The organism is Agrobacterium sp. 22-223-1 (assembly GCF_053522385.1).
In genome coordinates this window covers 42,306-54,771 of sequence record NZ_JBNWCN010000007.1, presented here as the reverse complement: position 1 = coordinate 54,771, position 12,466 = coordinate 42,306, and the positions used below count along the sequence as shown (strand labels likewise).

The following is a 12,466-nucleotide window of genomic DNA, read 5'->3' as shown; positions in this document are numbered from 1 at the left end:
CGTGTTTACGGAAAAGCGTCATGATGAACACAGGGTCTTTTGAAGCGCCGCTGGCGCGCTCGCGCTTCGATACGCGCCAGGTGCCGAAACGCGACGCCATGGGGCTTTGGCGGGATTCGATCAACGTGCTGTTCGATGCCCGCCTGCGCCGCCCGCAGGATGACGGTTTCTTCGCCAGCGTCGATGCGGCTTTCATCGGCAATGTCGCGCTCGGCCGCACCCAGTCCTCGGCGCAGGATTTCGACCGTTCGCGCCACAAGCTTGCCCGCGACGGCATGGACGGTTTTCTCCTGCAATTCTACGCCAGCGGACAAAGCATGTCGCGGCGCGGATCGGGCGAGACCGCAGGCCCCGGCGACCTCTATCTCATCGATATGGCGCAGCCGCTTGCCACTGCAACGACCGATCACGACCATCTCAGCCTCGTCGTGCCGCGCCGGCTGCTGGAGGGCAGGCTTGTCGGTTCCGGCAATCATCATGAACGTGTGCTGCCGGCCGGTCTGCCGCTCGTATCGCTGCTGCGCGAAACGATGACGAGCATCTATCGCCATTTCGACGTGATGAACGCCAGTGAAGGCGCAGCGACGGTTTCGCCGCTTCTGGAGCTTGCTGCGGCCGCCATCAACAATCATGTCGGGCACGACAATGCGCAGGGCGTGCAGCGGGCGCTCAGGGCATCCATCCGGCGCTATATCGACAATCACCTGCTCGATCCGGCCCTGTCGGTGGAAAAGGTGATGGGCGAATTTGGCGTGTCGCGACGCACCGTCTATCGGCTGTTTGAGCCGCTGGGAGGGTTTTCGGCCTGCATCACCCATCGGCGTCTTGAGCGCGCGATGGATTTTCTGCGGGCACCGCAATCGGCACATATGACGATTGCCGAGGTGGCGGCGTCCTATGGTTTCACCAATCCGGAAAATTTCAGCCGCGTCTTCAAGAAGACCTTCGGCCTTTCGCCGCGTCAGATGCGGCATTTCGCTTCGGAAAACCGCGACCTCACGTCGGATATTGTGAAGCCGGATAGCGCGGAATGGACCCGCTGGATCGTGCAGCTCGGCCGCTGACCACGCTTTTTCGGATGCCCTTCTGACACTTTATGCGGGTTTGTTGGCACAATCCGACCATTCGCTGAGGCTGCGGCGCGATAGGGATGCGCATATCTTCCAGACGTGCCAAACAGGGCAGGTTATTTTTATCAATATATTGCCTGACAATCATGATGCTGAGAATCCTCGCTTTTCTGGACCTGTGTCGCCAATGGCGCCATGCGTTGAAACAACACCTCTCCTTTTCCGGAACCCGATTTCGCAGGCGGCCATCACCCTTGCCGTTGGTGAATTCAGACAGCCCCGCAGACGATCCATCGGAAACGGATGATGGAGCGCGGCGGCCGGTTTCCTGGCTCGGCCTTGGGCAAAGCTTTAGTGCGGTGGATATGGCGGACTGTGACAGGGCGCGTTTGCCGGCCGAGTGAGGCTAACGTCGTTTTTCTGCGATCTGGAACAAAACCCTGACCCCAATGATTAGATCAACAGGGTTACAGGGAGTGAACGACATGGCCAGAGAAAATGCCAGCTATCTCGACGGTCGGGATGCGCCGAAAAGCGAAACGGCAACGCGCGCGCGGCAGGGGTCGCGCGGACGTCCCGTCCTCGTCATTCTGATCGTCAGCGTGCTTCTTGCATTGGTGGTGTGGGCCGTTGTCGAATATTCGGTTTTCGAACCGGACGAAAACCTGCCGCAGAACCCGCAGACCGAGACTGCGCCCGTGCCGCAGCAGCCGTCCGGATCCGGAAGCTTCGACAACAATCCGGCGAATGGCCGCGCCCAGCCGCCGTCATCGACAGAGACAAATCCCGCCCCGCAGGATTCGACCGGAGCACCGCAAAACCCGTGACCACCATGGCGTGAAGTTTTTTCGCGCCGATGATAATTTTCATGGAACCAGATCGCGCCCGATTTCATTTCACGCAAAGTGACAGGAATCGGGGGTTTCATTCATGGCAGTCACCGTCACTGCAGTTGTTCTCACGCTGATCGGTCTTGCGCTGTTCGGTTTCGGCTCTCAGCTCGTCATGCTGGGCGGGAGCTTCTATTACGTGCTTTCCGGACTGGCCTTTCTTTTGACGGCCGTTCTGCTGTTCAAGCGCAATCGCGCAGCCCTTCACGTCTATGCCGTCTTCATTGTCGCGACGCTCGCCTGGGCCATCTGGGAAGTCGGCTTCGACTGGTGGCAGCTTGGCCCGCGCGGCGGCATCATCATTCTCATCGGTCTCTGGCTTCTGGTTCCATGGGTCAGAAAGCCGCTCGGTTTTTCGAGCCCGACCGGGCTTAGCTACGGGCCGAATGCCTGGCCGCTTGCCCTTTCCGTCCTCGCCTCCATCGTGGTGGCCGGATATTCCATGGCGCAGGATCCGCACGATACGGCAGGTTCCCTGCCTCAGGAAACGGCCTCTGCCACGCCCGCCTATGGCGGCAATGTGCCTGACGGTGACTGGCATCAATATGGCCGCACGCCTTATGGGCAGCGTTATTCGCCGCTCACCCAGGTCAATGTCGACAATGTCTCGCAGCTCAAGGAAGCCTGGCGTTACCAGACGGGCGATGTGAAGCTGCCCGATGATGTGGGTGAAACCACCTATCAGGTGACGCCGCTGAAGATCGGCAACACGCTTTATATCTGCACGCCGCATAATTGGGCGATTGCCATCGATGCCGCCACCGGCAAGGAAAAATGGAAATACGATCCGAATGTCGGTCTCAATCCGGATCGCCAGCACCAGACCTGCCGCGGCGTTTCCTATTATGCCGAGCCGAATGCCGCTCAAGGCACGGCCTGCGCCGAGCGCGTCTACCTGCCGACCTCGGATGCGCGGCTGATCGCGCTTGACGCCGCCACCGGTCAGGTCTGCACGTCCTTTGCCGATCAGGGTGTGCTGCATCTCGAGCAGGGCATGAAATACAATCCTGCCGGTTATTATTATTCGACCTCGCCGCCCGTCATCGTGGCGGGCAAGATCATCATCGGCGGTGCAGTGAACGACAACTATTCCACGCAGGAACAGTCCGGCGTCATCCGTGCTTTCGATGTGAACAGCGGCGCGCTCGTCTGGAACTGGGATTCCGGCAACCCGGCGAAAACCGAACCGATTGCGGCGGGTGAAACCTACACCACCAATTCTCCGAATAGCTGGTCGGTCTTCAGTTACGATGAAGGCCTCGGCCTCGTTTATATCCCGCTCGGCAATCAGGTGCCGGATCAGCTCGGCATGGGCCGCAGCGAGAATGTGGAGAAATATTCCTCCTCCATCGTCGCGCTGGATATAAACACCGGCAAGGATCGCTGGGTGCGCCAGACGGTTCATCACGATCTCTGGGACATGGACGTGCCGGCCCAGCCGGTGCTGCTCGACATCACCAAGGATGGCCAGACCGTGCCGGCTCTCGTCGGCCCCACCAAGCAGGGCGATATCTACGTTCTCGATCGGCGCACCGGCGAGCCGCTTCTGCCGATCACCGAAGAGCCCGCACCGGGCGGCGCTATCCCGGAGGACTTCACCTCTCCGACGCAGCCGACAACAGCCCTGTCCTTCAAGCCGGCGCCCTTGCAGGAAAAGGACATGTGGGGCGTCTCCATGTTCGACCAGCTCGCCTGCCGCATCCGCTTCCATCAGCTGAACTACAAGGGTCGCTACACACCGCCCTCGCTGACAGGCTCGATCATCTATCCCGGCAATTTCGGCACCTTCAACTGGGGCAGCGTGGCGGTCGATCCGGAGCGTCAGGTCATGTTCGGCATGCCGACCTACCTCGCCTTCACCTCGCAGCTGGTGCCGCGCGCCGACATTCCGCCGAAGGGTCAGGACGAAAAGGGTAGCGAACAGGGCCTGAACCGCAACGACGGCGCCCCCTACGGCGTGTTCATGGGCCCGTTCCTCGGTCCGCTGAAAATCCCCTGCCAGGCCCCGCCATGGGGTTATGTCGCGGGTGCTGATCTCCGCACCGGCGATATCGCCTACAAGCACAAGAACGGCACGGTCCATGACATGACGCCGCTGCCGCTGCCCTTCAAGCTGGGTGTGCCGGGCATTGGCGGGCCGATGATCACCAAGGGCGGCGTCGCCTTCCTCGGTGCTGCCGTCGACAACTACCTGCGCGCCTATGATCTGACGACCGGCAGGCAGCTTTGGGAAGCGCGCCTGCCGGCCGGCGGTCAGGCAACGCCGATGACCTATGCGCTGGATGGCGGCAAGCAATATGTGGTGATGGTTGCGGGTGGTCACGGCTCCGTCGGAACCAAGCCGGGCGACTATGTGATCGCCTATACCCTACCGTAACTTCCGCAGGTTTCAAGACACTAAAAAAACCGGAATGGTCGCCCATTCCGGTTTTTTGTTTGTGTTGCAGACAGCGTCATGCCGCCTTTTTCTGGGCTGCCGCATTGATCGAAGTCTTGGCGAGCGAAGTCAGCGCGTCATCGGTCTTGGACTCTTCCTTCAGCGTGGCGTCCAGCAGGGAAACGACATTGCCGTGTCCAAGCTTTTCCGCCCAGGCTTTCAACGTGCCGTAGCGGGCGATCTCGTAATGCTCGACCGCCTGCGCCGACGAGATGAGGCCGGCATCGAGAGCCGCGGTGCCCTTGAAATCGTCGATGATCTCCTCACCCTCGGCAATGATGCCCTGGATCGCCTCGCAGGTCTTGCCCTGCGCCCGCCTGCCGATGATCTCGAACACTTCCTGCAGGCGTTCTATGTGTCCCTGCGTTTCTTCCTTGTGTTTTTCAAAGGCCTGTTTCAGCTTCGGATCGGTCGCCGCCCGCGCCATTTTCGGCAGGGCTTTCAGGATCTGCCTCTCGGCGTAGTAGATATCCTTCAGCGTATCGTAAAACAGGTCGTCGAGTTTCTTCTCGGCCATTGTTCCTTCTCCCATGTGTGAAAATGCATGACGTGCGCCCATGCGCACGGGAGACAAACCCTTTGCTGCGCCCATGGTTCCGGCTCGGTTGCGCGCAACGTTTATATTGCCGCGCGGAACCAACACGCCTCTGCGAACTTAGTGTGAAGAAATTTCGGGAGGAGACGCGACAGTGCCCCAGAGCCTTGCAGAAGAATTTTCCATGAATATTTCCATCCCCTTCGAGGTGCTGCTGGTGCGTGTGTTCGGCGCGGTTATCCTGTGCGGCTTGATCGGTCTGGAACGTGAGTTTCACAAGAACACCGCCGGACTGCGCACCAACATGCTGATTGGCCTTGCCGCCGTCACCTTCTGCGCCATCACCATTCACATGATGGAAACGATGGCGGAAGGCCATGAGGCCGCGCGGCTCGACCCCATCCGGCTGGTGGAGGCCGTGACGGCGGGCATCGCCTTTCTCGCGGCGGGTGTGGTCGTTTATACCAGAGGCGATGTCAAAGGCCTGACGACGGGCGCCAGCATGTGGCTTTCGGCGGCAATCGGCCTCTCGGCCGGGCTTGGCATGTGGCCGCTTGCCCTTCTTGCTTCTGTAATGGGCATTGTCGTCCTGTGGACGCTGCGCCGCATACAGGTGGCGGCGGGCATCAAGGAGGAATGAACGACGTCAGCCGAAGCGGAAAAGATCGGCGTCGGGGTCCTTGCCGCCATTGACGGCGGCGGCCACGATTTCAGCGGCGATCTGGCTGAAGGTGATGCCGTTGCCGCCGAAACCCATCACGGCATAGACGTTGTTCATTCCGGGCACCGCGCCAATCAGCGGCAGGCCGGTGGTGGTCGTGCCGAAGGCGGCCGCCCAGCGATATTCCGGCTTTCCCATATCGATGCCGAGAAGCTTTTCGATCTTGCGACGGATCGTCTCTGCCTTGGCGGCGAGCTTGCGCTCCGACTGGTAGGCGGTGGGGTTTCCCTCGTCCTCGCCTCCGGCGATCATCCGCCCCTCGCGGTCGGTGCGCAGGTAGAGATAGGGATCGGATGCCTCCCAGACGATATGGTTCTCCAGCCAGTCGGGTAGGTCTAGCCCCTTTCTGCTCGCCAGCGCCCAGGTGGAAATGATCTGGTGTTTCGGGCTCTCAAGCATTTTCAGGAATTCATAGCCGGTGCAGAAAACGACATTGCGCGCTGAAAGGATTTTGCCACCGGCGGTGGCAAGGACAACCTCGTCGCCGAGGTTCCTGAGATCGGTGATCTCAAGCTGGGAGACGATTTCGGCGCCGGCGCCCGCCGTGTGGCGCAGCAGGCCGGCCGTCAGCTGCGCGGGATTGGCGGAGGCCGAAATATCGCTGAGGATGGCCCCGGTCCGGTGCAAGCCGTATTGCTCTCTCAGTTCCGCGGCGGTGAGAAAGCGGGCCTCGATGCCCGCTTCTTTGCGGGCTGCCGCTTCGGCCTTCAACGCGCGCGATCCCATTTCGTCTCCAGCCAGATAAAGGGCCTGTTTGCGCCTCATGCTGCAGGAGATGCCGAGCGAAGAAACGATTTCCTCCAGCCGCAGGACGGCGCGGGCGGAACGCTGCCATGCCCTGTCAGCCGCGTGCCTGCCGATCATCTTTCGAAGCTGCGTCAGCGGCGTGTCGATTTCGTGCTGGATCATCGCGGTGCTGGCGACGCTGCTGCCCATGACCGGCTCGCGCCGGTCGACGATCAGCATGGATTGACCCGGCCGTTGCAGGGCGTGGGACACCAGCGCGCCGCTGATACCAGCGCCGACGACGATCGTGTCGTAATGGTCGGCCTCCGGCGTGTGCCTGCTGCGGACGCCGATGCGCGGCGTATCCGCCCACACGGGCTTTGAATCCCTGAGGTCGCGTTCTTTCGTCAGTTCCGATGTCGGCATGAAATCATCCTGAAAGGTATCACGGCTCGGTATAGCCGGCGACATTGATGGTGAGCGTTGCGCTGCGGGGATCGTTGCGGAAGAAAAGCGTGCCGGTATCGCGAGACTCCGAGGCGACGTAATCGAATGTCACATCGGCGCTCTCCAGCGTCGCGCCGTTTTGCTGCAGGTCGCCGCGCACCTGCACCTGCGCCGCCGTCGTCATGGAAAGATTGCGGATATCGAACCGCACCCGGTATTGCCCGGCCTGCGCCTCCACGCCGGTAACGGCGATTTCGAAGCGGGCATCCTCCGGCCTGTAGCGATAAATATCATAACCGATCCAGCCGAGCATGGCGACGACAAGAAGCGTGCAGATGGCGCCCGTCAGCCATTCCACCCAATGGGGCTCGGGGCTTTCCGTATGTTTGCGACCCCTGGATATCGTCATCTTGTCCTCACAGGATCAGCCGGGCAGAGGCCGCGCCGATCGAGGCGGGGACGCCGAGAATGACGGCGGCATTCATGATCTGCGACAGCGAGGTGTGGTCGAGGCGCTCGAAGGTCCAGAGCGTATAGATGCTGATGGCGATGGCGATGACATAGCCGGGCAGGGTGAAGCGGATGAAGGATTGCCACCACTTCTGCCCCTCGTGAAGCTGGTGCGAGCCCTTGAAGTGAAGCGCGTAGACAAAGCCATGCATGATGGCGACCGACAGCAGGCAAAGCGCCAGAATGTGATAGGGCGTCACCTTATAGGCGATCAGGATCATTTCTTCCGTCGGCGCAACATTGAGGCTGAGGAAAAGCGCGCCGACCACCATCATGAACAGTTCGTGCAGATAACCCGTCTCGCCGGAATATTCGCCCTCCTCTTCATCCTCCGCGTCGGAATGCTGACCGAGCTGGCTGCGCCCAAGCAGTGCGCCGATGCTGGCTGGAACGGATTGCAGCGCAATCTTGGCGACGATGTTGGAGGCGGTGATCTGGTCGTTCAGAATGCCGAACAGCAGCAGCACGGCGGCACTGACCGCAATGCCCAGCCCATAGGCCGTTATCGCATCGCGCAGCGCCTGGCTCCAGGAGTGAATATTCTCAAAACCGATGCGGCGGGCGAGAAGAAGCAGCAGCGGCAGGTTGAGGATGCAGAGCAGCAGAAGCCGCCAGGAATTGACGTAAAGGCCGAGAAACCACATTTCCATGGTCATCAGCATGGGCAGGGCAAACAGCAATGCGCCCGCCGTGCCGCGCGCGAGGCCGATCAGAAATTGCCCGACCTCGTCATCGTCCGCATCTCTTCGATTGATCGCCGCCACCATGCCGCCCCCTGTCCACAGCGATAACGCAATGGCGTTTTTCCGGTTCCGTGCGTTTATTTCGCGGGATCGATGAGAGCGATGCCGAATTCCGGGCGATAGCTGCGCCGCAATTCCGCAGGTGTTTCGCGAATGACGACTTCCAGCGTGGGCCGCACCACCCCTTTTAGAAAATGGCCGCCCCTGGTGGAGCCATCGGCAAAGCCCAGAACCACATGCAGGTGCGGATTGGGCGTATCGTTCTCGTCAAGGGTGATATCGCCAAGCAGGCTCAGAACCTCGCTCTGATCGGTGACCGGTATTTCCTTATAGTCCTGCGTCGAAAGATCGAAAAAGGCGAGTGTTGCCGTGGCGAAGGCGCCGATCGCGCTCACCGAGGCAGCGTTGATGTTCTCGGCCCTGGCAAAGCGCCTGATGGCCTCGAAGGCTTCTTCCTCGGGATCGATGACGAGGATGAAGGTGCGCTCCGCGCCGTTTGCCAGCAATCTGCTTTTCATGTCTTCCTCCCAAATAGAAGTGCCGCCGGGAAACCGGCGGCACGGGAATAGGGTGCGTGTCCTAAGCGGCGCGGCGTTCGTGGCGGCCTTCCTCGACCTCTTCCACGATCTTGGCGACGAAGGCGTCGAGATCGTCAGGGCTGCGGGAGGTAATGATCCCCTTATCGGTCACCACCTTTTCATCCTTCCAGTTTGCGCCGGCGTTCTTGAGGTCGGTCTTGATCGACCAATAGGAGGTGGCGTCGCGGCCACGCAGGGCGTCGGCTTCGACAAGCAGCCATGGCGCGTGGCAGATGGCGGCCACCACCTTGCCGGATTTGATGAAATCACGCACCACGCGCATCGCATCCTCGTCATGGCGCAGAACGTCCGGATTGATCTGGCCGCCGGGAAGAACCAGCGCGTCAAAATCTTCCGTTTTTACGGCCTTGGCGGGAAGGTCGACGGCGATGCTGTCGCCCCAGTTCTTCTTGTCCCAGCTCCTGATCTCGCCCTCCTTGATGGAGGCGATCTTGACGTCCGCACCTTTGGCCTGCAGCCGGTCATAGGGCACGCGCAATTCGGAACGCTCATAGCCGTCCGTTGCGAGAATGAGGATTTTTGCAGCGTTGATGGCAGTCATGTCTGTCTCCTTCTGGGTTCAGTCTTCCTTGTCGGAATTCATGGAGGGCAGGAAAAATTCCACGTCCTTGAGGCGCTCCGCGTCGAGATTTTCGATATGCGTTTGCCAGAACCGTTCGGCTTCCGCCGGTTCGTGCTGCCATTGGCGCACGAAGGTCTTGTTGTCGTCGATCATCACCTGACGCGTGCCGCCGAGACGCAAATATTCTTCCGCAAGTTTGCGTGTTTCGGTCTTTTCCATGTCGCGGCTCCTTGTGCGTGGAAAGCGGGAACGGAGGGGTGCCGGATGGGTAAGAAGCTCGGCTGCCATTTCGTCGGCCACCGGGAGAAAACGGAAAAATCCCGATGTTCTTCAGCGCCATCGCGTCCGCTTGACACGGCAGCCCCTCCTGCTGGAACAACGTGGGCTTTCCGGTAAGGTTCCGCAGTTTTTTCCGGCGGCGTCGTTGCCGAAGCCGAGTGTATCGCGCGCAATTTTTTACCGGAACAAACGGGCATGTCCCGCTGTTTTATCCCCGATGCAGGGGAGGCAGCATGGCAGCCAGACAGAGTGACGGCGAATACCACGGTGACAACGAAAACAAGGGTTTCTGGTCGATCGACTTCGGCAATTCACCGGTTATCGGCACGGCCATTCATGACGGTCATCGCATTAGACCGGACGTATCCGGGCTCATCGCCCTTTCCCCGGAACAGCGGCTGCGGGAGGAAGACCCTTTCACCGGTGAGATGGTCGCGGGACTGACGAATCGCATCGTCGTTCACCATTCGCGTTTCGAAATCGATCTCAACCGTGCGGCTGATCAGGCGATCTATCTGAAGCCGGAACAATCCTGGGGGCTTGAGGTCTGGAAAGAGCAGCCGGCGCAGGAAGCTATCCGGCAGTCGCTCGATTTTCACGCCGACTATTATGCGATGCTGGAGACCGTGCTCTCTGCAATCGAAAGGCGGCACGGCGCTTTCGTGGTGCTGGATGTACACAGTTATAATCATCGTCGGCAGGGCGCCGCCGCGCCGCCGACGGCGCAGGCGGAGGCGCCCGATATCAATATCGGCACCTTTTCCATGGATCGCAGCCGCTGGGGCGATATCGTGAGCGCTGTCGGGCACCATTTCGCGTCAGCGACCATCGGTGGACGCCGCCTCGATGTTCGCGAGAACGTGGCGTTTCAGGGTAAGGGGGAGCAGACCCGTTTCATCCACGAAAGGTTCGCCGAAAATGGCTGCGCCATCGCAATCGAGTTCAAGAAATTCTTCATGGACGAGTGGACGGGAAAGCCGGATGCGCGTGTGGTGGCGGATATTCGCCAAGCGATAGCAGCACTCCAGCCGGTGCTCGAAGAGTGCCTGAGGTCGCGGCGATGAACCTCTCTCCCGCCCGCAGCGCACCGTCTCCCATCGCCGATCTGGTCGATGACGTCGTGTCCTGCCTCGAAGCCGGCAAGGCCATTCGCCGCGATGTCGGCAAAGACGGTCGTCTGCATATCGACCGGCCGCTGCCGTTCCTCTGCCTGCATCTGACGGGCGGCACGAAAAATCTAGCCGCCCGCGATATCGCCGCCGCCCATGCCTCCTATCTGATCGCGTCGACCATTCAGGAGGCTGCGCCGCTGATCGAGGCCGTTGGCACGGTCATGCGGCAGCGTTTCGGCGCCTTCATCGTCCTCGATATCGGCGAGCTGGAGCATGACATCCTGCTGGCCGACGATTCACCTTTCCTGCCGCATTATGAGGTGTCCGTCTCGGCGACGGCTGAGCCAGAAACGCAGAATGCCCGCCGGGTCTTCATCAAGGCGGTTTGTGAAGCCGAGGTACGCTTTCGCACGCCGCGCATCACCCGGCCGGAACCGGATGCCGATCCGGTTCAGCGCTTCAAGAAAGCGGGCCTCGATTTTCCCTGTATCAGCGTGCGTTTTGCGCCTATCTACCGCCAGCCGGAATCCGGTGCGGATTATCCGGGCCTGCGGGTGACGATGATCGCCGATCTTTTCGATGCCGGCTTGCGGGCTTTTTCATCCTTCGCTTCGGGCAAGGACGCGCTCAAGGTTACCAGCCATCGGGCGCTGGGGCGCAAGGCCTTCGTTGATGCGGTCAGGCGTGCCGACCGGTCCGTCGACGATATTGTTTCATCCTTTGATTTTCTTCTGTCCGTCACGCCCATCAATGCTCGCCGGGCCTTCGAAGAGTTTCGCGATGGCGGCTTTCAGTTCGCGCCGCGCCTGCTCTACCGGCCGCTCGGCGTCGATGTCGAGGAGCAGAAACGCAAGCTTTATTCCGTTGTTTTCGATCATCTGGAAGACCCGGTGCTTTATAATCTCTACCGGGAGAAACAGCAGGAGATCGATCTGCAGCTGACGATGCTCGCCAATCTGCACCATCGCACCTTCACCGATTTTTCACGCGCCCTTTATGGCGCTGTCGAACCGGCCCTCCTTCAGCTGGCACTGCGGGTGCTTGCGGATTGCCCGCGCGGGGAGGAGACCGGTGAAATCGCCATGGTCGATTGTTACGCGGTCGCGAAGAAGTCGCGGGAGATGGTCGAGACCTATCTTGCGGAAGACCCGGAATTCAAGGCGCGCGTCGAGATCCGCGACGACCTGCCGCCGGGCCTGATGGTGACGGGCGAGAAGCTTCTGATTTCCCGCCACACCGTCATGGAACAGCGCCGTGTCGATGCGCTGCTGTCGCATGAGATCGGCGTGCATCTTCTCACCTATTTCAACGGCTCGTTTCAGGGGTTGCGGCTCTTCCGCACCGGCCTCTCCGGTTATGAGGGCGTGCAGGAAGGGCTGGCGGTGCTGGCGGAACATCTGGCCGGTGGCATGACGCGTGAGCGCCTGCGGCTGATCGCCGGCCGCGTTATTGGCTGCGCCGCCATGCTGGATGGGGCAAGCTTCGTCGAGACCTTCCGCATCATGACCCGCGATCACGGTTTCGATGAGGCCGGGGCTTTCAACATGGTGCTGCGCATCTATCGCGGCGGCGGCCTTTCCAAGGATGCGATCTATCTGCGCGGGCTGGCGGAGGTGCTGGACCATCTGCGCAGGGGCGGGGCGCTCGATCCGTTCTGGATGGGCAAGATCGCCGCCGCCCATTTTCCGGTGATGCAGGAGCTTGCCCTGCGCGGCCTGCTTCGCCCGCCGGGCGTGAGGCCCGCATTTCTGCTGCCCGCCAAGGCCAATGAACGGCTGGAAAAAATACGGGCGGGATTATCCATTGCCGAACTGGCGACATTATAGGAGGGGCTT

General features: G+C 60.8%; 13 protein-coding genes. 6 read left to right on the top strand and 7 right to left on the bottom strand.

The window, feature by feature from the left end; translation table 11 throughout:
• Positions 1-20: 20 nt before the first annotated feature.
• From ACQZ60_RS22920 to ACQZ60_RS22910, 3 genes are all read left to right on the top strand, one after another.
• Positions 21-1,064: a helix-turn-helix domain-containing protein gene (locus ACQZ60_RS22920; protein ID WP_196378944.1), complete on the top strand. Its 1,044-nt coding sequence runs from the start codon at positions 21-23 to the stop codon at positions 1,062-1,064.
• 491 nt (positions 1,065-1,555) lie between these two features.
• Complete coding sequence (locus tag ACQZ60_RS22915) at positions 1,556-1,897, top strand: flagellar basal body-associated FliL family protein (protein ID WP_269829403.1); 342 nt, start codon at positions 1,556-1,558, stop codon at positions 1,895-1,897.
• 103 nt (positions 1,898-2,000) lie between these two features.
• Positions 2,001-4,337 carry a glucose/quinate/shikimate family membrane-bound PQQ-dependent dehydrogenase gene (locus ACQZ60_RS22910; protein ID WP_448736191.1) on the top strand — a complete coding sequence of 779 codons (2,337 nt, stop codon included), beginning with the start codon at positions 2,001-2,003 and terminating at the stop codon, positions 4,335-4,337.
• A gap of 76 nt (positions 4,338-4,413) precedes the next feature.
• Here the strand turns inward: ACQZ60_RS22910 and ACQZ60_RS22905 are convergent, their stop codons facing one another.
• The gene (locus tag ACQZ60_RS22905) at positions 4,414-4,914 is read right to left on the bottom strand and encodes a YciE/YciF ferroxidase family protein (protein WP_020811535.1); all 501 of its coding nucleotides are present in this window, start codon (positions 4,912-4,914) and stop codon (positions 4,414-4,416) included.
• Between the two features lie 172 nt (positions 4,915-5,086).
• On the opposite strand from ACQZ60_RS22905, the gene ACQZ60_RS22900 reads away from it, so the two are divergent.
• Positions 5,087-5,572 (top strand): MgtC/SapB family protein, encoded by a 486-nt coding sequence (locus ACQZ60_RS22900; protein WP_448736190.1) that lies wholly within the window; start codon positions 5,087-5,089, stop codon positions 5,570-5,572.
• A 6-nt stretch (positions 5,573-5,578) separates the two neighbouring features.
• Here the strand turns inward: ACQZ60_RS22900 and ACQZ60_RS22895 are convergent, their stop codons facing one another.
• The 6 genes from ACQZ60_RS22895 to ACQZ60_RS22870 form a co-directional block, all read right to left on the bottom strand.
• Positions 5,579-6,805, bottom strand: a complete 1,227-nt coding sequence (locus tag ACQZ60_RS22895; RefSeq protein ID WP_448736189.1) for an NAD(P)/FAD-dependent oxidoreductase — start codon at positions 6,803-6,805, stop codon at positions 5,579-5,581.
• A 19-nt stretch (positions 6,806-6,824) separates the two neighbouring features.
• Positions 6,825-7,235 (bottom strand): TIGR02588 family protein, encoded by a 411-nt coding sequence (locus ACQZ60_RS22890; RefSeq protein WP_448736188.1) that lies wholly within the window; start codon positions 7,233-7,235, stop codon positions 6,825-6,827.
• A gap of 7 nt (positions 7,236-7,242) precedes the next feature.
• The gene (locus ACQZ60_RS22885) at positions 7,243-8,103 is read right to left on the bottom strand and encodes a TIGR02587 family membrane protein (RefSeq protein ID WP_448736187.1); all 861 of its coding nucleotides are present in this window, start codon (positions 8,101-8,103) and stop codon (positions 7,243-7,245) included.
• A 53-nt stretch (positions 8,104-8,156) separates the two neighbouring features.
• On the bottom strand, positions 8,157-8,597 hold the full coding sequence (locus tag ACQZ60_RS22880; protein ID WP_448736186.1) for a PPC domain-containing DNA-binding protein: 441 nt from the start codon (positions 8,595-8,597) through the stop codon (positions 8,157-8,159).
• Positions 8,598-8,658: 61 nt separating this feature from the next.
• Complete coding sequence (locus ACQZ60_RS22875; RefSeq protein WP_448736185.1) at positions 8,659-9,219, bottom strand: type 1 glutamine amidotransferase domain-containing protein; 561 nt, start codon at positions 9,217-9,219, stop codon at positions 8,659-8,661.
• Between the two features lie 18 nt (positions 9,220-9,237).
• Positions 9,238-9,459 carry a hypothetical protein gene (locus tag ACQZ60_RS22870; protein WP_448736184.1) on the bottom strand — a complete coding sequence of 74 codons (222 nt, stop codon included), beginning with the start codon at positions 9,457-9,459 and terminating at the stop codon, positions 9,238-9,240.
• 293 nt (positions 9,460-9,752) lie between these two features.
• Here ACQZ60_RS22870 and ACQZ60_RS22865 point away from each other — a divergent pair, with 293 nt between their 5' ends.
• Together ACQZ60_RS22865 and ACQZ60_RS22860 are read left to right on the top strand one after the other, a co-directional pair.
• Complete coding sequence (locus ACQZ60_RS22865) at positions 9,753-10,583, top strand: N-formylglutamate amidohydrolase (RefSeq protein ID WP_448736183.1); 831 nt, start codon at positions 9,753-9,755, stop codon at positions 10,581-10,583.
• On the top strand, positions 10,580-12,457 hold the full coding sequence (locus ACQZ60_RS22860) for a flavohemoglobin expression-modulating QEGLA motif protein (protein ID WP_448736287.1): 1,878 nt from the start codon (positions 10,580-10,582) through the stop codon (positions 12,455-12,457). Before ACQZ60_RS22865 ends, ACQZ60_RS22860 begins: the two co-directional genes overlap by 4 nt.
• Positions 12,458-12,466 lie beyond the last annotated feature (9 nt).